20 protein-coding genes are annotated in these 20,527 nt (G+C 60.3%); 13 read left to right on the top strand and 7 right to left on the bottom strand.

Features of this window, described 5'->3' with window-relative positions; translation table 11 throughout:
- Positions 1-8 precede the first annotated feature (8 nt).
- Both pmbA and cybC read left to right on the top strand, forming a co-directional pair.
- Complete coding sequence (pmbA, locus tag QZ766_RS18630) at positions 9-1,361, top strand: metalloprotease PmbA (protein ID WP_297205774.1); 1,353 nt, start codon at positions 9-11, stop codon at positions 1,359-1,361.
- A 66-nt stretch (positions 1,362-1,427) separates the two neighbouring features.
- Positions 1,428-1,814, top strand: coding sequence for a cytochrome b562 (cybC, locus tag QZ766_RS18635; RefSeq protein WP_297205777.1), 387 nt, complete (start codon positions 1,428-1,430; stop codon positions 1,812-1,814).
- A gap of 75 nt (positions 1,815-1,889) precedes the next feature.
- Here cybC and QZ766_RS18640 read toward each other — a convergent pair whose 3' ends face one another.
- From QZ766_RS18640 to QZ766_RS18655, 4 genes are all read right to left on the bottom strand, one after another.
- On the bottom strand, positions 1,890-2,309 hold the full coding sequence (locus QZ766_RS18640) for an RbsD/FucU family protein (protein ID WP_297205780.1): 420 nt from the start codon (positions 2,307-2,309) through the stop codon (positions 1,890-1,892).
- Between the two features lie 101 nt (positions 2,310-2,410).
- Positions 2,411-3,475 (bottom strand): LacI family DNA-binding transcriptional regulator, encoded by a 1,065-nt coding sequence (locus QZ766_RS18645; protein WP_297205783.1) that lies wholly within the window; start codon positions 3,473-3,475, stop codon positions 2,411-2,413.
- A 168-nt stretch (positions 3,476-3,643) separates the two neighbouring features.
- Complete coding sequence (locus QZ766_RS18650; RefSeq protein ID WP_297205785.1) at positions 3,644-5,518, bottom strand: TRAP transporter large permease subunit; 1,875 nt, start codon at positions 5,516-5,518, stop codon at positions 3,644-3,646.
- A gap of 54 nt (positions 5,519-5,572) precedes the next feature.
- On the bottom strand, positions 5,573-6,613 hold the full coding sequence (locus QZ766_RS18655) for a TRAP transporter substrate-binding protein (protein WP_297205787.1): 1,041 nt from the start codon (positions 6,611-6,613) through the stop codon (positions 5,573-5,575).
- Between the two features lie 532 nt (positions 6,614-7,145).
- Between QZ766_RS18655 and QZ766_RS18660 the strand changes: the two genes are divergently transcribed.
- The 10 genes from QZ766_RS18660 to QZ766_RS18705 are packed head-to-tail and all read left to right on the top strand — an operon-like array spanning position 7,146 to position 15,723.
- Entirely contained in the window at positions 7,146-7,475 is a 330-nt protein-coding gene (locus QZ766_RS18660; RefSeq protein WP_297205789.1) for a glycine dehydrogenase, read from the top strand.
- A gap of 10 nt (positions 7,476-7,485) precedes the next feature.
- Positions 7,486-7,848: an SFCGS family glycine-rich protein gene (locus QZ766_RS18665; protein WP_297205791.1), complete on the top strand. Its 363-nt coding sequence runs from the start codon at positions 7,486-7,488 to the stop codon at positions 7,846-7,848.
- A 2-nt stretch (positions 7,849-7,850) separates the two neighbouring features.
- Positions 7,851-8,150, top strand: coding sequence for a DUF4312 family protein (locus QZ766_RS18670; protein ID WP_297205792.1), 300 nt, complete (start codon positions 7,851-7,853; stop codon positions 8,148-8,150).
- A 20-nt stretch (positions 8,151-8,170) separates the two neighbouring features.
- Entirely contained in the window at positions 8,171-8,947 is a 777-nt protein-coding gene (locus tag QZ766_RS18675) for a DUF4311 domain-containing protein (RefSeq protein WP_297205794.1), read from the top strand.
- Between the two features lie 11 nt (positions 8,948-8,958).
- Positions 8,959-9,600 carry a DUF4310 family protein gene (locus QZ766_RS18680; RefSeq protein ID WP_297205797.1) on the top strand — a complete coding sequence of 214 codons (642 nt, stop codon included), beginning with the start codon at positions 8,959-8,961 and terminating at the stop codon, positions 9,598-9,600.
- An 18-nt stretch (positions 9,601-9,618) separates the two neighbouring features.
- Positions 9,619-10,752 (top strand): amidohydrolase/deacetylase family metallohydrolase, encoded by a 1,134-nt coding sequence (locus QZ766_RS18685; protein WP_297205800.1) that lies wholly within the window; start codon positions 9,619-9,621, stop codon positions 10,750-10,752.
- Positions 10,736-11,854 (top strand): DgaE family pyridoxal phosphate-dependent ammonia lyase, encoded by a 1,119-nt coding sequence (locus QZ766_RS18690; protein WP_297205802.1) that lies wholly within the window; start codon positions 10,736-10,738, stop codon positions 11,852-11,854. The genes QZ766_RS18685 and QZ766_RS18690 overlap by 17 nt, the downstream gene beginning before the upstream one ends.
- Positions 11,851-12,591 carry a KDGP aldolase family protein gene (locus QZ766_RS18695; RefSeq protein ID WP_297205805.1) on the top strand — a complete coding sequence of 247 codons (741 nt, stop codon included), beginning with the start codon at positions 11,851-11,853 and terminating at the stop codon, positions 12,589-12,591. The genes QZ766_RS18690 and QZ766_RS18695 overlap by 4 nt, the downstream gene beginning before the upstream one ends.
- Before the next feature lie 58 nt (positions 12,592-12,649).
- Positions 12,650-13,795, top strand: coding sequence for a lactonase family protein (locus QZ766_RS18700; protein ID WP_297205806.1), 1,146 nt, complete (start codon positions 12,650-12,652; stop codon positions 13,793-13,795).
- Positions 13,796-13,812: 17 nt separating this feature from the next.
- Entirely contained in the window at positions 13,813-15,723 is a 1,911-nt protein-coding gene (locus QZ766_RS18705; RefSeq protein ID WP_297205809.1) for a PRD domain-containing protein, read from the top strand.
- A gap of 75 nt (positions 15,724-15,798) precedes the next feature.
- On the opposite strand, the gene nrdG is transcribed toward QZ766_RS18705, so the two are convergent.
- The 3 genes from nrdG to QZ766_RS18720 all read right to left on the bottom strand — a co-directional run bounded on the left by nrdG (position 15,799) and on the right by QZ766_RS18720 (position 19,629).
- Positions 15,799-16,263, bottom strand: coding sequence for an anaerobic ribonucleoside-triphosphate reductase-activating protein (gene nrdG, locus QZ766_RS18710; protein WP_297205811.1), 465 nt, complete (start codon positions 16,261-16,263; stop codon positions 15,799-15,801).
- On the bottom strand, positions 16,263-18,401 hold the full coding sequence (gene nrdD, locus QZ766_RS18715; RefSeq protein WP_297205813.1) for an anaerobic ribonucleoside-triphosphate reductase: 2,139 nt from the start codon (positions 18,399-18,401) through the stop codon (positions 16,263-16,265). The genes nrdG and nrdD overlap by 1 nt, the downstream gene beginning before the upstream one ends.
- Positions 18,402-18,732: 331 nt before the next feature.
- Complete coding sequence (locus tag QZ766_RS18720; RefSeq protein WP_297205815.1) at positions 18,733-19,629, bottom strand: LysR family transcriptional regulator; 897 nt, start codon at positions 19,627-19,629, stop codon at positions 18,733-18,735.
- A 106-nt stretch (positions 19,630-19,735) separates the two neighbouring features.
- On the opposite strand from QZ766_RS18720, the gene budA reads away from it, so the two are divergent.
- Positions 19,736-20,515, top strand: coding sequence for an acetolactate decarboxylase (gene budA / locus QZ766_RS18725; protein WP_297205817.1), 780 nt, complete (start codon positions 19,736-19,738; stop codon positions 20,513-20,515).
- Positions 20,516-20,527: the final 12 nt, after the last annotated feature.

Genomic DNA, 20,527 nt, shown 5'->3' on the forward strand with positions numbered 1-20,527 from the left:
TCTACATTATGGCATTAGCGATGAAAGTAATCACACAGGTTGCAGAACAGCGTAAAGCACTGGAAAAGGCCGTCTCCACCGCGCTGGAACTGGCGTCCGGCAAATCTGATGGCGCGGAAGTTTCGGTCAGCAAGACCACCGGCATTGGCGTGAGCACCCGCTATGGCGAAGTGGAAAATGTGGAATTCAACAGTGACGGCGCGCTAGGCATTACGGTGTACCACCAGAATCGCAAAGGCAGCGCCTCATCAACCGATCTCAGCCCCGACGCCATTGCCCGCACCGTGCAGGCGGCGCTGGACATCGCCCGCTACACCTCGCCGGATCCTTACGCGGGCGTGGCGGAAAAAGATCTGCTGGCGTTCGATGCGCCGGATCTTGACCTGTTTCATCCGGCGGAAGTCTCTCCCGATGAAGCTATCGATATGGCGGCCCGCGCCGAGCAGGCCGCGCTGAAAGCCGACAAGCGTATTACCAACACCGAAGGCGGCAGCTTTAACAGCCATTACGGCATTCGGGTCTTCGGCAACAGCCACGGCATGCTGCAAAGCTACTGCTCGACCCGCCACTCGCTCTCCAGCAGCGTGATTGCCGAAGAGAACGGCGATATGGAGCGCGATTACGCCTACACCATCGGCCGCGCGCTGGGGGATTTGCAGAGCCCGGAAGCGGTAGGTGCGGAATGCGCCGAGCGCACCCTGTCGCGCCTGTCGCCGCGCAAGCTCTCCACCATGAAAGCGCCGGTGATTTTCGCCAACGAAGTGGCCACCGGGCTGTTTGGTCACCTGGTGGGCGCGATTGCCGGCGGTTCGGTATACCGCAAGTCCACCTTCCTGCTGGACTCCCTCGGCAAGCAGATCCTGCCCGAGTGGCTGACCATTGAAGAACATCCGCACAAACTCAAGGGGCTGGCCTCTACGCCGTTTGACAGCGAAGGCGTTGCCACTACCCGCCGCGATATTATTAAAGACGGCGTGCTGACCCAGTGGCTGCTGACCAACTACTCCGCGCGCAAGCTGGGGCTGAAAAGCACCGGGCACGCGGGCGGCATCCACAACTGGCTGATTGCCGGCCAGGGACTGAGCTTTGCCCAGCTGCTCAAAGAGATGGGCACCGGCCTGCTGGTGACCGAGCTGATGGGGCAGGGCGTCAGCGGCGTGACCGGCGACTATTCCCGCGGCGCGTCCGGCTTCTGGGTTGAAAACGGTGAAATTCAGTATCCGGTGAGCGAAATTACCATCGCCGGTAACCTGAAAGAGATGTGGCGCAATATCGCCACCGTGGCGGACGATATTGAAACCCGCAGCAATATTCAGTGCGGCTCCGTACTGCTGCCGGAGATGAAAATCGCCGGCCAATAACAGGTTTATCCTGCAGGGCGCCCTCGCGGCGCCCTTTTGTTATCCATAATAAGAAGGAAGTGAGCAATGCATAAAAAACTCCTGGCGATGCTGACCGCATCAGCGCTGGTGCTGGCCGCTGCGCCCGCGCTGGCAGATCTGGCCGATGATATGGACACCCTGGCCGCTAACCTGAAAGTGGTGCAAAAAACCACCGATGCGGCGCAGATGAAAGAGGCGCTCGGCAAGATGCGCGCAGCGGCGCTGGACGCGCAAAAGCAAACGCCGCCGAAGCTGGAAGACAAAGCCGCTAACGGTCCGGAAATGACCGACTTCCGCCACGGTTTCGACATTCTGGTTGGCCAGATTGACGGCGCCATCAAGCTGGCAGATGAGGGGAAAGTGAAAGAAGCGCAGGCGGCTGCTGAGGATCTGGCAAAAACCCGCAACGCCTATCACAAGAAGTACCGTTAATTCCCGCGGCGCGCCCGGAGAGGGCGTGCCGGAATAATAAAGCACCCGCCGGCGGCGGGTGCTTTTTTTCTGGGGCTATACGATAACCGGTGCCACCGTCAGCAGCAGATTGGCAAAGCGGCGCGTTTCGCCAGAGGCAATCACCAGATGGGTGTCCGGGGACTTCGCCAGCGCGTAAAAATCCGCCCGCTCTCTTTGCTCGATATCCATGCCGGCCGGCAGCAGCGCCTGGTATTCTGCGGCGATGGTATTGTTAAAGTCGTCCGGCCACGCCATGCACACCGCGCGCTCGACATTAATATACTGCAGCAGCTTTTCCAGAATCAGCACGCTGCTTACGGTGCCCGGCGCGAAGTTAAGGTAAATACGCGTCGCATTTTCCGCGGCATTATTAATGCAGGCGTAATTGGCGTCGGCAATCAGAATATTGGATTTATGCCCGCACTGGGCCAGTGCCTGCAGCAGCGGCGGATGGATAATATCGGTCTTGATCATGAGTTAACTCCCTGGTGCCGCGGAAATAAGCCGCGGCTTGCTGGTTACTTGCAAAAAGTGCCGTCGTGAATATCCAGCCGTTATCGACGCGGCTGGCGTGTCTAAATATTGGCGCCGTTCTCGCCCTCCGGAACACGCACCGACTCGCGCACGATAAGCTGCGGTGCAAACAGCTGCTCCTGCGGCGGGCACCGGGGATCGTCGATGCGCGTGATAAGCCGGTCGATCATCAGCTCTGCCATCTCGCGCAGCGGCGGCATCACCGAGGTCAAACCCGGGGTGACCAGGCCGGCCAGCAGGATATTGTCGATGCCCACCAGTGACATATCCCGCGGGATAGCAACGCCCGCCCGGCGCAGGCCGCCCATCAGGCCGATAGCCAGCGCGTCGTTGATGGCGACAATGCTGTCCGGGCGCACGCCGCTCTCGATAACCTGCGCGGCCAGCGCCTGGCCCAGCTCGCTCATCTCTGTGTCGCCGTAGGCGGAGCGGGCTTTGCCTTCAATAATTCTGCCTTCCACATCGATGCCCGCTTCGCGCAGCGCGGCGAGAAAGCCGCCAACTTTACAGCCGCGGCCAACGGTGGGGGTGGCTTCGGTAACGAAGACCGGGCTGCGGCAGCCGCGATCCAGCAGGTGCTGCACCGCCATCCGCCCGGCGGCCTCGTTATCCATGGAAATTGTGTCAAAGCGGGGAAGCGCGCCGCCGCTGTCGGCAGACATTCTGCTGTCGTAATTAATCATGATCATGCCCTTGCGGGCCGCCTGGCGAAAATGCGGTTTCTCCATGTCGCTGGCGGCAACGATGATGCCGCGCACGCCGTGGGCGAACATATCCTCGATAAAGGCGCTCTCTTCGCTCTCTTTGCGGTAGGTGTTGCCCAGCAGCACCCGGAACTGGCGGCTGCCGGCGGCTAAATCTACCTCGCGCGCCAGCGCCGCAAAGCTCGGGTTGACGATGGAGGGCACCAGCAGGCCGATCATCCGCGCCTGGCCTGTTTTCAGCTGCTGGGCGGCGCGGTTAGGTGAGTATCCCAGCGCGGCCATTGCGTCTTCGATGCGCTTGAGCGTCTCTTTGCGCATCTGATCGGTGCGCCCGTTCAGCACGTTGGACACGGTGCTCACCGACACGCCGGCGTGCTGCGCAACATCACGAATATTAGCCATACTGTTCCTTATCTTGACGGGGCCCGGCCAGCGGGGTCAGGGCAGCAGTTATCCGTCGTAAACTTCACTCATTTGTCCGTTAATATACCCGCTGCGGGCGCGCGCCGCTAAACAGAAGGCGCGCCCGGCTGCAAAAACAGCGGGAGCGCCTCGCTCCCGCCGCAATCGCTAGTAGCCCGCCAGCCCCGGCAGCCAGGTGGTCAGGAAAGGCACCAGCGCCACGATAATGATGCCGACAAACACCACCGCCAGATATTTCGCCATCGGGCGGATCACATGCTTCATCTCAACGCCGCAGATGGTGCAGGTGGTATACAGACCCAGCCCAATCGGCGGCGAGAACAGCCCGAAGCCCATCGCCAGAATCATCACGATGCCGAAGTGCAGCGGGTTGAAGCCCAGCTGAGTGGCGATCGGCACCAGAATCGGGGCGAAAATGATCAGCGCCGGCGCGCCTTCCAGCACCGCGCCAAACACGCAGAGAATGACGATAGTCAGCAGCATAAACAGCCATGCGCCGTGCTGCTGGCCGATCCCCACCAGCAGTTCGGCAATCTGCTGCGGGATCATCTGGATGGTCAGGGCGTAGGAGAGGCTGGTGGCGCAGGCGACGATGAACAGCAGCACGCCGGACAGCGACGCCACGTTAATGAACATCCGCACCGTGGCTTTCAGGGTCAGCTCGCCAAACGCCAGGCGCCCGACGACGATGGCGTAGACCACCGCGAACGCGGAGATCTCGGTGGAGGTAGCAATCCCCATCATCACGCCGCGGCCAATCATAAAGATCATCACCAGCCCCACCGCCGCGCCCAGATAGAGCTGCAGCTTGGGACGCATCACCGGATAGGCTTCGCTGATGTTAATCCGCCCGCCGAAGCGGTTGGCGGCAATCAGTAGCAGGATCAGCAGGCAGATGGCGGGCACCAGACCGGCAATAAACAGCGCGCCGATGGAGATATTGGCCACGAAGCCCATCACGATCAGGTTAACGCAGGGCGGAATGGTTTCGGCCATTACCGCAGAAGCGGCAAACACCCCGGCGGCCTCTTCGCTATCCTGTTTGGCGCGGCGTACGGCGGGCATCAGCACGCCGCCCACGGCGGCCACGTCCGCCAGCTTGGAGCCGGAAATGCCGGAGAAGAAGGCCATCGACAGCACGGTGGTCATGTTCAGGCCGCCGCGAAAGCGCCCCATGCCGCGCACGATAAGTTCCACCAGCCGGGTGGACATGCCGTTGATCTCCATCGCCGCGCCCGCCAGTAAAAAGAACGGGATCGCCAGCAGCACGAAGTGGTCAACCCCCGCCGCCACCTGCTGGGAAAAGAAGACGAACGGCAGGGACGGATCGCAGATGAAGAACACCATCGCCGACATCCCCAGCGTAAAGGCGATAGGCACGCCCGCCAGAATGCCGATGACGAAGCAGGCCAGCATCAGGCCCGCCGCCGCGCTGGACGGATCGTCCATCAGCGAAAGTTTCAGGTAGCCCAGCAGCGCCAGCCCGGCAATGCCGACCGCGCTTATCAGGATCGTTCGCCAGCTGGCGCGCAGGGCGTGCTCGAGAGCGGCGATCATCATCACCACCGAGCCGATCAGTACCGGGATCACGTAGATAATCTGCGGCAGGCCGGTTTCGGTAGTTTGCACCCGGGCGGCCTGCACCAGATCGTAGCTGGAGACCACCAGCCCAACCGACACCAGAAACAGCACCCAGCGGCTGGCGTGCACCACGTAGGGGCGAACGCTGTCGGGAAGAAAGCGCAGGAACAGATCGACGCCAATGTGGCCGCCGCGCCCGGTGCAGGTGGCAACGCCGAAAAATACCAGCGCGATCATCAGCGCGCGGGCAACCTCTTCGGCCCAGTGGATCGGCGAATGCAGCGCGTAGCGCCAGATAACCGACATAAAGACCACCAGCACGTTAATGAACAGCACCAGCGCGCCGGCCCAGGAGGTCAGCGTGGTCAATCCGTGGCTCAGGCGGCTCAGAAAGGCAACCGGAAGATCGTCATTGCGTCTCGCCATCGATGTTTCAGCCATAGTACACCTCATCTCAATACGCGGCGCGCCGGGTCAGCGGCGCGCCTGAATGGCTTATTGCGCTTTCTCTGCCGTGCTGTCAGAGGCGGTAATCTCCTCCACCAGCGGCTTCATGTCCGGATACTGCTTCAGGAAGGCGTCCCACACCGGATGGGTCTGCTGGCGGAAGTAGTCCCTGTCGGTTTCGCGGAAGGTCACGCCGTGCGCCTGCAGATCCTTGATGGCCTGCTCCTCCATCGCGTGCGCCTGCTGGCGCTCGTAGTCGGTAGCCTCTTTGGCTGCCGCCAGCACGTCCGGGCGCAGCGCTTCGGGGATCCGCTCGAAGCTGCTCTTATTCATGGCGATCATGATCGGGTTGTAGATATGCCGCGTCAGCGTCGCGTTTTTGACTATCTCGTAATATTTGCTGGAGTAGACGGTGGCCGCATCATGCTCCACGCCATCGATAACGCCCATCTGCAGCGCAGAATAGACCTCACCGCCCGGCATTGGGATGGCAACGGCACCCATATGGTTGATGGTGGCGATGAAGTTCGGCACCGGTAATACCCGTATTTTCAGGTTTTTAAGATCTTCTGGTTTTTCAATGGGCTTTTTGGTGTAGATATTGCGTGAGCCCAGACTGTAGCCGTAGCCAAGCACCCTGATGTTGGCTTTTGATTCCATCAGCCCGGAGAGGGTTTCGCCGGTTTTACCGTCCAGCGCTTTGCCCACCTGCTGATAATTGTCAAACAGATAGCCGAGATCGAGCACGCCGATTTGCGGCACCAGCGTGGCCCAGATTGAGGTGCCGGAGATCATCATATTGATCGCGCCAATGCGCACCTGCTGGGTGGCGTCGGCCTCTTTCCCCAGCATCCCGTTGGCGAAGTAGTTCAGTTTGATCTGACCCTTCGTTTTTTCGTTCTTTTCCAGATTTTCCTGGAAACGCTTAAACCAGACGTAGTGCGCGGAAGTTTGATCCGCGGGAAGCGAAGAGTAAACGCGCAGGTTCAGCGCGGCCTGAGTCAGATTGACCACCGCGCTGGCTGCCAGCAGCGAGGCGCTCATCAGAGATACTGTGAAAAGCTTGCGTAGGGTAGGAGAAGTTTTCATCGAATGATCCTTGGTGATTTTTTATTGTTTTACCCTTTATGCACCCTGACCGCCGGATGCCGGGTAAGGAAAGATCTTTCTGTAACGGTTTAGTGTATCGTTACAGAAAACTATTAGAAGACGCAGGCTAAAGCAAACTGATTGCGTTCAAATTGTGACCGGGAGTTTAAATTTTTGATAATGGATATAGCGCATGCCGGAGAGGGTGTTGCAGCCGACATTTTCTGTTGATCGGCATCACGTTTGTCCGCGCCGGTCCTCAATCACGAAGTCCTGCCATCGCGAAAACTTATGCAGCTCACACTTTTGCCATTAAACCCGCCATCCAGAACGCGCGGATCGGCGCCAGTTTCCGCCATAAACCGTGATATTCATCACGAAAAACCAGCCCTTTATGCTTAACCACGGCAATTTTGTGGGATAGATCACTTCACCCGCCCGCCTTTCCACTTTGAAGTGGAAAACAACTCGCTACAAACACCTGTCCCGCACCGTTACTGTTATTCCAGACGCAATCAATGGGGCTACAAGAGTGAATAACGGAGCAGTCATTACCGACGCAGGGAGCCAGACCGAAGCGCTTGCCGAACGCATGCTGGGTCAGGTGTACAGCCTGCTGAAAGAGCACGGCATCATCCCGAACGCCGTCCAGCAGCAAATGCTGACCTCGCACGTCCGCGCCATGGCGCACCGGTCAATCACCGGTGAACCGCTGCCGGAAGTGGAAGCCAGCCTGTTTGACGAAATTTCCCCCGAATCAATGGCGCTTGCCCGGGCAGTTGTTGCCCAGTTTGGCAACCTGCCGGACGAAGAAGCCTGGCTGCTGTCGGTGCACTTCGAAGTCGCGAAAGAAAACATTTAAGGAGCAGAACATGACACAGATTACCGTAGTGATTGGCGATCGCCTGGGCAAAGGCCAGAAAGTCGCAGCAGGCGTTGAGAAAGCGGGCGGCCGCGCGGTGGTTGTACCGGGCATGGCTGCGGACATGAAGCTTGGCGACGCGATGAAAGCGGAAAACGCCACCTTCGGCATCTCCTTCTGCGGCAGCGGCGGCGCGGGTGCTATCACCGCCCAGACGAAACACGGCTACAAAGCTAAATACGGCATGCGCTCCGTTGAAGAAGGCGTTACCGCCATCAACGAAGGCGCTAACGTGCTGGGCTTCGGCTTTATGGACAAAGAAGAGCTGGGCGAGCGTCTGGTTCAGGCGTGGCAGAAGAAGTACGGCGCATAAGCATGAAACAACAATTCACCACCACGGTGAGGGTAAAGGGCAAAGGCGAGGACAAAGCACGCGCCTTTGCCGATGCCCTGAGCCAGGTCCAGGCAGCGGTGATGAAAGCCTCACCGTGCATCCTGCTGCGTATTGAGCCACAGGACGTGGAGGTGGTTCAGGCGCAGGTCGCGGTGCGGAAAGAAGCCTTTCTGTTCATCTTCCTGCGCCGCGAGCGACGCACGTTCAGCGTCGAGCTGGACGTCACCGTCAACGTGACGGCACTGAATCTTGATGAAGTGGACTTCGTTACGCATCAATAACCATTAGAAAGGGCAGAGTCATGTTCCTGATTATACTTATTAAATCGCTCATTATTGGCGGCCTGGTTGGCGTCGGTGTGGGCGCCGGCGCTGCACGCATGTTTCATGCACCCACCACGCAAGGGATGGGTGCTTTTCGTACGTTGGGCGAGCTGAACTCCTGCGAGGGCGACCCGGCGTCACATTTCTCCTTTGGTCTTGGATTCTTCTTTAACGCCTGGGCGTCTTCCGTTGCGGCGGGTGCCTTCACCCAGGACGTTGACCACCGCATCATCCCGAACTGGGGCGCGGCGGCACTGATGATGAAAAATCGCAACCTCGCCGAAACCCTGCACGATCCGAAGAAGATGGCCATTGCCTGCGGCATCATCGGCATGGTCGTCGTGGCATTCCTCAACTCCACCGCCTCCGCGGTGCCGGCGGCCCTTCAGGTGACCGCGGTTAAAGTGCTGGTCCCGGCGGCAAACCTGCTGGTGAACATCATCATGCCGGTGATTTTCTGGCTGGCGGCAATCGACGCCGGTAAAAAATCGGGCTTCTGGGCAACCATTTTCGGCGGCGCTGCGCAGCTGATCATGGGCAACGCCGTACCGGGCCTGGTGCTGGGCATCCTGATCGGCAAAGGCGTTGAAGAGGCGGGCTGGAACCGCGTCACCAAAGTGATGATGGGGGCCATTGTCGTCCTGTTTGTGATGAGCGCCTTCTTCCGCGGTTTCGACATGAAGATGATCGAATCCTTCCACATGACGGTGCCGAACTGGCTGGATCTGCTGCACAACGCGCTGAGCGGCAAATAAGGGGATAACGGATGGAACAGAATAAAGGTTTTTGGTACGCGGACTGGTCATTCCCGATCTTTGTCGGTCTGCTCTCTTCCGGCGTGTTTGCCGGGACGCACATGTACTACCTGTACGGTATCGGCGCATTTAACGAAGTGGCCTTCGTGGCGATGCTGAAGTCCGGGATTGATACCGGCGTATACGGCGCGGTAGCGGCATTTGGCGCAAGCTTCCTGTTTGCCCGCATCATCGAAGGCTCGCTGGTGGGGATTCTGGATATCGGCGGGGCGATCCAAACCGGTATCGGCCTCGGGGTTCCGGCGCTGCTGCTGGGCGCGGGCTTCGTGTTCCCGGTGGCGAACTTTGCCGCATCGCTGGCCACTGGCCTGATCCTCGGCCTGGCGATTGGCTACATCATCATTCTGGCGCGTAAATTCACCATCAATCAGAGCAACTCCACCTACGGTGCTGACGTGATGATGGGCGCGGGCAACACCTCTGGCCGCTTCCTCGGCCCGTTGATTATCCTCAGCGCCATGACTGCCTCCATTCCAATCGGCATTGGCTCTCTGGTCGGCGCGCTCATTTTTTACATCTGGCAGAAGCCGATCACCGGCGGGGCAATCCTCGGCGCGATGATCCTCGGCTCCATCTTCCCGGTGGCGCTGTAAGCCAGCAAGGAGAACGCGATGTTTGATTTACTGCTAAAAGGCGCGCGCCTGGTTGACGATACGGTAACGGATATCGCCATCAAAGACGGCAAAATTGCCGCGCTGGGTGAGATTAACGCGGAGGCGGCGAACGTCGTCTCCCTCGACGGCAAATGCTACGTCAGCGCCGGCTGGATTGACCTGCACGTTCACTGCTATCCGAAATCGCCGATTTACCACGACGAGCCGGACAGCGTGGGCATCGCCACCGGCGTGACCACCGTTATCGACGCGGGCAGCACCGGCGCGGATGACGTAGACACCTTCTATGAGCTGACCCGCCAGTGCGCCACCGACGTGTACGCCCTGCTGAATATTTCCCGGGTCGGACTGATTGCCCAGAACGAGCTGGCGAACATGGACAACATCGACGCCGATGCCTTTAGCGCCGCCGTGAAGCGCCATCCGGACTTTATCGTCGGCCTGAAGGCGCGCATGAGCAGCAGCGTGGTGGGCGACAACGGCATTACGCCGCTGGAAAAAGCGAAGCAGTTTCAGAAGGCCAATGGCGACTTGCCGCTGATGGTGCACATCGGCAACAACCCGCCGAACCTCGACGAGATTGCCGAACTGCTTACCTCCGGCGACATCATCACCCACTGCTATAACGGCAAGCCGAACCGCATTCTGACGCCTGCGGGCGCGCTGCGGGCTTCCGTTGCCGATGCGCTCAAGCGCGGCGTGAAGCTAGACGTGGGGCACGGCTCCGCCAGCCTCAGCTTTGCGGTGGCGAAGACAGCGATCGGCATGGGCATCCTGCCGAACACCATCAGCTCGGATATCTACTGCCGCAACCGCATCGACGGGCCGGTCTACTCTCTGGCGCGGGTGATGGCGAAATTCCTGGCGCTGGGCATGACCCTGCCGCAGGTGATTGCTTGCGTGACGGCCCACGCCGCCGACGCGGTGCGCCTCAAGCAGAAAGGCCAGCTGACGGTGGGCTTTGATGCCGATTTGACTATTTTCACCTTAAAACGCCGGCCGCTGGAGCTGGTGGATGCCGAAAAAGATGTCCTGCATGCGGAACAGGATCTGGTGCCGCTAGCGGCGATCCGCGCGGGCAAGGGCTACATGACCGAACAGGGGAGCGCAGAACATGCCTTCGATTTATGAGAAGTACAATTTAAAACAGGTGATTAACGCTTCCGGGCGCATGACCATTCTCGGCGTTTCAACACCGCGCCCGGAAGTGGTGCAGGCGGCGATGGACGGCATGAACCACTACTTCGAGATGAAAGACCTGGTGAACAAAACCGGGGAGTACATCGCGAAGCTGCTGGACGTTGAGGGCGCGACTGTCGTTTCCTGCGCCTCCGCGGGGATTGCCCAGTCTGTCGCAGCGGTACTGGTAAAAGACAGCGACTGGCTGCTGGAAAACCTGCACGTCACCCCGGTTGAGAACAACGAAATCGTCCTGCCGCGCGGCCACAACGTCAACTTCGGCGCGCCGGTCAGCACCATGATTGCGCTGGGCGGCGGCAGGATGGTGGAAGCAGGTTACGCTAACGAGTGTTCAGCCGCGCAGCTGGCGGCGGCCATTACGCCGCGCACCGCCGCGATCATGTACATCAAATCCCACCACTGCGTGCAGAAGAGCATGCTCAGCGTGGCCCAGGCCGCAGAGGTTGCCCGCGCGCACCACCTGCCGCTGATCGTCGACGCCGCGGCGGAAGAAGATCTGCAGTGCTACTACCGCGCCGGCGCGGATCTGGTTATCTACAGCGGCGCGAAAGCCATTGAAGGGCCAACCAGCGGCCTGGTGATCGGCAAAACGCAGTACGTTGAGTGGGTGAAGCGCCAGTCCAACGGTATTGGCCGCGCCATGAAGGTGGGCAAAGAGGGCATTCTCGGCCTGACCTGCGCCATCGAACACTACATGACCGCGGAGAAAGAGAGCGGGGCGCAGATGGTGGCGAAGATGACGCCGTTTATTGACGCGCTCAACGGCCTGAACGGCGTTACCGCTCGGGTGGTATGGGATGCTGCGGGCCGCGATATCGCCCGGGCGGAGATCAAGTTTGATGAAGCCGTCACCCGTATCGCCACTGGCGATCTGGTGGCCGAGCTGAAAAAAGGCGAATACGCCATCTACTTCCGCGGCTACAAAGCCAACGAAGGCATTATAGAAGCCGACGTGCGCAGCGTGAACGCGCAGCAGCTTGAGATTGTGGCAAAACGCATTGCCGACGTGCTGAACAAGGAGAAACACGCATGAAACTGACCCCTAACTTTTACCGCGACCGCGTCTGCCTGAACGTGCTGGCGGGTTCGAAATCCAACGCCAGCGATGTTTATGCCGCGGCGGAAGGTCATGTGCTGGTGGGCGTGCTCTCCAAAAACTACCCGGACGTCCCGGCGGCGGTTGCCGACATGCGCGAATACGCGAAGCTGATTGATAATGCGCTCTCCGTAGGCCTCGGGGCCGGCGATCCGAACCAGTCGGCGATGGTCAGCCAGATTTCCGCCGAAGTGCAGCCGCAGCACGTTAACCAGGTTTTTACCGGCGTCGGCGCCAGCCGCGCGCTGCTGGGGCAGAATGAGACGGTGGTCAACGGTCTGGTTTCCCCTACCGGCACGCCGGGCATGGTAAAAATCTCCACCGGCCCGCTCAGCAGCCAGGCGCCGGACGGCATCGTGCCTGTCGACACCGCCATTGCCCTGCTGAAAGATATGGGCTGCAGCTCCATCAAATATTTCCCGATGGGCGGCCTCAAGCACATTGACGAGTACAAAGCGGTGGCGGAAGCCTGCGCCCGCAACGACTTCTGGCTGGAGCCGACCGGCGGTATCGATCTGGAAAACTACAGCGAAATCCTGAAAATCGCGCTGGATGCCGGAGTGAAAAAGGTTATCCCGCACATTTACAGCTCGATTATCGACAAGGCCAGCGGCAATACCCGTCCGGAAGATGTTCGTACTCTGCTGGAGATGACCAAAAAACTGGTAGGCTAACCCTGCCATCAATGCTCTCCCCCGCGGAGAGCATTTCACTTACCCCCCGGGAGTTCTCATGCTGTCCGCACGCCACCTGCTTATCGCTTCACTCTCTTTACTCTCCGCCGCCGCCCAGGCCCAGTACGCCTGGGTTGGCACCTACAATCCGAACGGCGAAGGGGTTTACCGCTTTACCGTTGATGCCCGCACTGGCGAGCTGCGCGACAGGACGCTGGTCAGCCAGCTGCCGAACACCGCCCAGCTGGCGGTGGCGCACGACGGCAAAACCCTGTACGTCGCCAGCGAGGCGGCCCAGGGCGTAGTGCAGGCGCTGAGGATTGGCGCGGACGGCGCGCTGACCGAGCTGAATCAGGTTGCTTCCGGCGGTGCCGGGCCGGTCTGGCTGGCGCTGACACCCAGCGGCCGCCACCTGCTGGTGGCGAACTACGTCAGCGGCAGCGTTGCCGTGCTGCCGGTGAAAGAGGACGGCAGTCTCGCCGAGGCTTCGGATGTTCATCAGGACAGCGGCCCCGCGGGCGCTGCGAAGCCGGAAGCTGCCGCCGAGGGCAGCTTTGCCGCCAGCGATCACAACGGCCCGCACGCGCACATGATCGCCGCCGATCCGCAGGGCAAGTTTGTCTTTTCAACCGATCTCGGTCTGGACAGGATCTATCAATACCGCTTTGACGCGGCCAGCGGCAGGCTTACCCCCAACGATCCGCCGTTTATCGCCGCCTCGTCAAAAGGGGCCGGGCCGCGCCACTTTGTGTTTACGCCGAAGGGCGACGGGCTGTGGCTGGTGAACGAAGAGGCGTCCACCCTGACTTACTACGCGCTGGACGCACAGAAGGGCACGCTAACCGAAGGCAAAACCGTTTCGGTGCTGCCGGAAGGCTACAAAGGCACCAGCTTTGCCGCTGGTCTGGCCCTGAGCAGCGACGGCACGCAGCTTTATGTCGCGAACCGTTTGCATAACAGCATCGCTCACTTTACCGTGTCCGCCAGCGGCGAGCTGCATCATCAGGACGATGTGTGGACCCGCGGTGACTATCCCCGCTCTCTGGCGCTTGATAAGCGCGGCGAGTGGCTATATGTGATGAACCAGCGCAGCGATAATATTACCCGCTTTCGCGTTGCGCCCGGCAGCGGCCGCCTGACTTTCGAGCCGGGCTACGTTGCCGTCGGCAGCCCGTCGCAGATGGTGATGTCGACGACACCTTAAGATTGAAGGAGATTTGAGTGCGATTCCCGAACCAACGCCTGGCGCAGCTTTTTGAAATGCTGCAAAACGAAACCCTGCCGCAGGACGAGCTGGCGCAGCGGTTATCCGTCTCCACGCGCACCGTTCGGGCCGATATCACCGCACTCAACGCGCTGCTGGCCGAGCGCGGTGCGCAGCTGGTGCTGACCCGCGGCAGCGGCTACCAGCTGCGGATCGACGATCCTGAACGCTATCAGGCGGTGCAGGCCGCCCGGCCCGGCGCCCTGCGCATTCCCCGCACCGGCGCCGAGCGGGTGCACTATCTGCTGGTGCGTTTTCTCACCTCGGCGTTCTCCCTTAAGCTTGAAGATCTGGCCGACGAGTGGTTCGTCAGCCGGGCGACGATTCAGGGCGATATGGCGGAGGTGCGCGAGTACCTCGCCCGCTATCAGCTGACGCTGGAAACCCGGCCGCGCCACGGTGTAAAGCTGTTCGGCAGCGAAAAGGCGATCCGCGCCTGTCTGACCGATCTGCTCTGGCAGCTGGCCCAGCAGGACAGCGCCAATCCGCTGCTGACCGAGGAGGCGCTCAATCCCGGCGTTCCCGAGCAGCTGGCCGCGGTGCTGCACCAGGCCCTTGCCCGCTGGCGCATCCGCCTGACCGATGAAGGCGAGCTGTTCGTACGCCTGTACTGCGCGGTGGCCGTGCGCCGCATCAGCGAAGGATTCCCGCTGTCGGAGTTTACCGCCGATGATGTTTCCGAAGAGGTGCGCAGCGCCGCCCGCGACATTGCTGCGGCGATCCAGCAGCTCTCCGGCAAAACCCTCGCCGCCTCGGAAGAGAACTGGCTGCAGGTGCATATCGCCGCCCGCCGGGTGCAGGAGATAGCCCCCAGCCAGATCAACGCCGATGATGACGAGGCGCTGGTTAACTACATCCTGCAGTACATCAACACCCACTATAACTACAACCTGCTCAACGACGCGCAGCTGCACGCCGACCTGCTCACCCACATCAAAACCATGATCACCCGGGTGCGCTACCAGATAATGATCCCCAATCCGCTGCTGGATAACATCAAGCAGCACTATCCGATGGCCTGGGATATGACTCTGGCGGCGGTCTCCGGCTGGAGCAAATACACGCCCTGGACCATCAGCGAGAACGAAATCGGCTTTCTGGTGCTGCATATCGGCGTGGGGCTGGAGCGCCACTACAACATCGGCTACCAGCGCCAGCCGCAGGTGCTGGTGGTATGCGACGCCGGCAACGCGATGGTGCGCATGATTGAGGCGGTGCTGCAGCGTAAATATCCGCGGCTGGAGATTGTCGGCACCGTGACCCTGCGCGACTACGAGAGCCGCGACAGCATCAGCGAAGACTTTGTTATTTCCACCGCCCGCATCGCCGAGAAGAACAAGCCGGTGGTGGTGATGTCGCCGTTTCCCACCGACTATCAGCTGGAGCAGATCGGCAAGCTGGTGCTGGTGGACCGCACCCGGCCGTGGATGCTGGACAAATATTTCGATGCCCGCCACTTCCGCATTATCGACACGTCGATGGATCAGGAGACGCTGTTCAGCGAGCTGTGCCAGCAGCTGCGGGATGAAGGGTTTGTGGATGCGGAGTTCGTTGAATCGGTCACCGAGCGTGAGGCTATTGTCAGTACCATGCTCGGCGACGGCATCGCGCTGCCGCACGCCCTCGGGCTGCTGGCGAAAAAAACCGTGGTGTACACCGTGCTGGCCCCGCAGGGCATCCGCTGGGGAGACGAAACCGCCCACGTTATTTTCCTGCTGGCGATCAGCAAAAGTGAATACGAAGAGGCGATGGCGATTTACGACATTTTCGTCACCTTCCTGCGCGAGCGGGCGATGGCAAGGCTCTGCACGTGCCGCGACTTCGCCGAATTTAAGGACGTGGCGATGGAGTGCGTGAGCCGGTTTTGAGGGGCTTAGGCTTAGTAAGATCTTTATCATTAGGCGACCACCTCATCCCTCCCGGTCGCCCCTATCAACTTCATCCTACCGCAGCCGGTGCACCACCTGATTCTCGCTCCCGCGCCAGATCAGCGCCGGGTCTTTCAGGTCCTGCACAAACTTCCCGTCCACCAGCACGTTAATCAAATCCACCACCGCCATCTGCGCCGCGTCAAGCTCGTCGAGGCGGTAGCCGGTCCATACCCAGATATCCTTCCCCGGGCACTCGGCGCGGATACGCTGTACCAGCCGCAGAATATCCGGCACGTTGGCCGGATGCAGCGGATCGCCGCCGGACAGCGAGATGCCCTGGCGGCGGATGCGGGTATCATTCAGGTCGGCAATAATCCGCGCTTCCATTTCCGGGGTAAACGGCTGGCCGGAGTTCAGCCGCCAGGTGCTTTTGTTGTAGCAGCCGGGGCATTCGTGAACGCACCCCGAGACGAACAGGGTGCAGCGGGTGCCGGGGCCGTTGACGATGTCGACCGGATAATATTGGTGATAGCGCATCAACCGATCTGCCCATTCCCCAGATGCTTAACCCGGCGCTTCACTTCTTCCTGCTTGCCGGCATTGAACGGGCGCGCGTCCGGGCTGCCGAGGTAGCCGCACACGCGGCGGGTGACCGATACGCGGGCGGCGTCGTGGTTGCCGCATTTCGGGCAGGTGAACCCTTTGCTGGTGCACTCGAACTCGCCGGTGAAGCCGCACTCGTAGCACTCGTCAATCGGCGTGTTGGTGCCGTAGTACGGCACGTGCTGATAGCTGTAGTCCCACACGTCTTCCAGCGCTTTCAGGTTGTGCTGGATGTTCGGGTATTCGCCGTAGCAGATGAAGCCGCCGCTGGCGATAGGCGGATAGGCCGCTTCGAAGTCGATTTTGTCGTACGGGTTGACCTTCTTCTCCACGTCGAGGTGGAAGCTGTTGGTGTAGTAACCCTTATCGGTGACGCCGTCCACCAGGCCGAAGCGGGCGGTGTCGAGGCGGCAGAAGCGGTCGCACAGGTTCTCGCTCGGGGTGCTGTACAGGCTGAAGCCGTAGCCGGTTTCCTCTTTCCACTGGTCAACCGCGTCGCGCAGGCGCTGGACGATAGCCACGCCCTTCTCGCGCAGGGCTTCGCTATCGTAGATGTGCTGGTTGCCGAACAGCGCGTTGATGGTTTCGTGGATGCCAATATAGCCCAGCGAAATGGACGCGCGACCGTTCTTGAAGATCTCCGCCACGTCGTCGTCGGCGTTCAGGCGCACGCCGCAGGCCCCTTCCATATAGAGGATAGGTGCCACCCGGGCTTTAACCCCTTCAAGACGGGCGATGCGGGTCATCAACGCTTTGCGCGCCAGCAGCAGGCGCTCGTCAAGCAGCGTCCAGAACGCGGCTTCGTCGCCGCCCGCTTCCAGGGCGATGCGCGGCAGGTTGAGGCTGATCACCCCAAGGTTGTTGCGTCCGTCGTGGACCTGCTCGCCGTCTTCGTTTTCCCACACGCCGAGGAAGCTGCGGCAGCCCATCGGCGTTTTAAACGATCCGGTGACTTCAACCACTTTGTCGTAGTTGAGGATATCCGGGTACATGCGCTTGCTCGCGCACTCCAGCGCCAGCTGCTTGATGTCGTAGTTGGCGTCTCCCGGCTTGTGGTTCAGCCCGTCGCGGATGGCGAACACCAGTTTCGGGAATACGGCAGTTTTGCGGTTTTTCCCCAGCCCGGCGATGCGGTTGCGCAGGATCGACTGCTGAATTAAGCGCGATTCCCAGGAGGTCCCCAGACCAAAACCGAAGGTGACGAATGGCGTCTGGCCGTTGGCGGTGTGCAGGGTGTTAACTTCGTACTCCAGGGACTGGAACGCGTCGTAGCACTCTTTTTCGGTGCGCGAGCGGGCGTAGCCTTCGGCGTCCGGGATCTGCCACTCTTCCGCGGTGCGGCGATGCTTGTTGAAGCTGGCAGTGACAAACGGCGCCAGCACTTCGTCAATGCGGTTAATGGTGGTGCCGCCGTAGATGTGGCTCGCCACTTGGGCGATGATCTGCGCGGTGACCGCCGTGGCGGTAGAGATAGACTTCGGCGGCTCAATCTCCGCGTTGCCCATCTTAAAGCCCTGGGTCAGCATGCCTTTCAGGTCGATCAGCATGCAGTTGAACATCGGGAAGAACGGCGAGTAGTCGAGATCGTGATAGTGGATCTCGCCGCGCTCGTGGGCCTGCACCACGTCGTAGGGCAGCAGGTGCTGGCGGGCGTAGTGCTTGGCGACAATACCCGCCAGCAGATCGCGCTGGGTCGGGATAACTTTGCTGTCTTTGTTGGCGTTTTCATTGAGCAGCGCCGGGTTGGTCTGCTCCACCAGGCCGCGGATCTCCTGGTTCAGGCGACCGCGCTTCTCGCGCTGCACGTCGCGGTCGTGGCGGTACTCAATGTAGGCGCGGGCCAGCTGCTTGTGCGGCCCGGACATCAGCTGGTTTTCAACCGCGGTCTGGATGTCGTTGATATCGACCCGCTCGCGACCCTGCATCTGCTGACTGACGGTCTCTGCGACGGTGGCGCAGTACGCTGCGTCATCGACTCCCGCTGCCTGGGCCGCGCGCAGGATTGCTTCCTGAATGCGTGCCGAGTTGAAAGGGGCTTTGCAGCCGTCTCGTTTCACAACATGCGGTGTCATGATCGCTCCATATAGTAAAAAACAGGTTATCCACAAAGGGTGAAGGCGAACCGGCAAAAGGATTTGGCTTATTGCCCAGTCACTTCCTCGGGTCCCGGCCCTTTTTATCCACAAAATGTTATCTGTCGCGCGAGAACACAACGCGGCGATAACAGGTGATTAATACAATATGTAGGGCCGGAGTGCATTTTAAGTTCTATATGTAGTGATTTGCATTAAAGATGTTTGCGATTTTTTTGATGCAGGACAAAGTAAAACGGTGACGGCCCGCAAGGCGGGCCGTTCAGATTGGCAGGAATTTTTGGGTCGCGCTAAGCGGTGAAAAAAGACGCTATTTTTTCCGCGCCGCCGACTTCTCGTACTCGTCGAGGAAGCCTTTTACCGTGCGCGAGCGCTCAAAACGCCGCCAGGCAATGGCGATATCGGTAGTCACCGCCGGGCCGGCGATGGGATGCCAGGTTACCTCCGGATGGGAAATACACATCATTGATTTCGGCACCAGCGCGAAGCCGAAACCGGCATTCACCATATTCAGCGAAGAGGAGATCTGCGACGACTCGTAGATCTGGCTCATGTCGATCCCCGCCCGCAGGCAGCTATTGTAGATAAGCTCGTAAATCCCCGGCGCAATGGCCTGGGGGAACAGCACCAGCGGCACGTCCCGCAGCTGCTCCAGGCGCAGGGCGTCTTCGCCAGCCAGCGGATGCGCGCGGTTGAGGGCGATAACCATCGGCTCCTGATCCACGATCCGCAGGTTAAACACTTTGCTGTTCTCGCAGGGCAGGCGGATGAAGGCCATATCCAGCTCCGCCTCGTTCAGAGCGGCCATCAGCGCCGCCATGTTGGCTTCCACCTGGTGAATGGTCACTCCGGGATGGGTCAGCTGAAACTGGCGAATGGTGGCGAATATGTTGGGGTGGAAGGCGTCGGAGCTGGCGATCCCCATCGACAGGCTGCCGTTAATGCCCCGGGCGATGCCCTTGACCTTTTCCATTGCTGCGTCGGTGAGGGCGAGGATCTGGCAGGCATCCACGTAGAAGGCTTCCCCGGCCTCTGTTAACTCCACGCCGCGGGAGAGGCGGCGCAGCAGCGGGGTGCCCACCTCTCTCTCCAGCCGCTGGATCTGCTGGCTCAGCGGCGGCTGCGAAATTTTCAGCTCTTCGGCGGCGCGGGTGAAGTTACCGGTACGGGCAACGGCGACGAAATAGCGTAGATAACGATGTTCCATATATAAAACGTCTCAAACCTACATGGACTATATATTGGAACTGTGAGCTGGATCGCGTCAACATTTATTGAATCTTTCCTATTTTTGTTTAACGAGGAAGTCAATAATGAAGCATTCATCAGAATGTACCTGCGAACAGAGCCTCGTCGAAACGCTGAGCGGATTTTCAGCACAGCATCCCGAGAGCGTCATCTACCAGACGTCGCTAATGAGCGCTCTGCTCAGCGGCGTGTATGAAGGCAGCACCACCATCGCGGAGCTGTTTACCCACGGAAATTTCGGACTCGGCACCTTTAACGGCCTGGACGGCGAGATGATCGCCTTCAGCGACGAGATCCACCAGCTGCGCTCCGACGGCAGCGCCCGGGTGGTCAGCCCGGATCAGAAAACCCCTTTCGCGGTGGTCACCCAGTTTGTTCCCCAGTACCGGGTAAAAATTGACGAGCCGATGAGCCGCGAGGCGCTGCACGCCATCATTGATGAGCAGATCCCGTCCGATAACGTCTTCTGTGCCCTGCGCATCGACGGCCTGTTCCGCCACGCCCACACCCGCACGGTGCCGCGCCAGACGCCGCCGTACCGCGCCATGACCGACGTGCTCGACGATCAGCCAATATTCCGCTTTAACCAGCGCGACGGCGTGCTGGTCGGTTTCCGCACCCCGCAGCACATGCAGGGCCTCAACGTCGCCGGCTATCACGAACACTTCATTACCGACGACCGCCAGGGCGGCGGCCACCTGCTCGACTATCAGCTCGAGCGCGGGGTGCTGACCTTCGGTGAGATCCACAAGCTGACTATCGATTTCCCGGCCGACAAGGCCTTTCTGAACGCCAACCTGCATCCTGACGATCTCGATGCGGCTATCCGCTCGGTTGAGAGCTAACAGGAGAAGCAT

The organism is uncultured Pluralibacter sp., assembly GCF_913775985.1.
Taxonomy (GTDB): domain Bacteria; phylum Pseudomonadota; class Gammaproteobacteria; order Enterobacterales; family Enterobacteriaceae; genus Pluralibacter.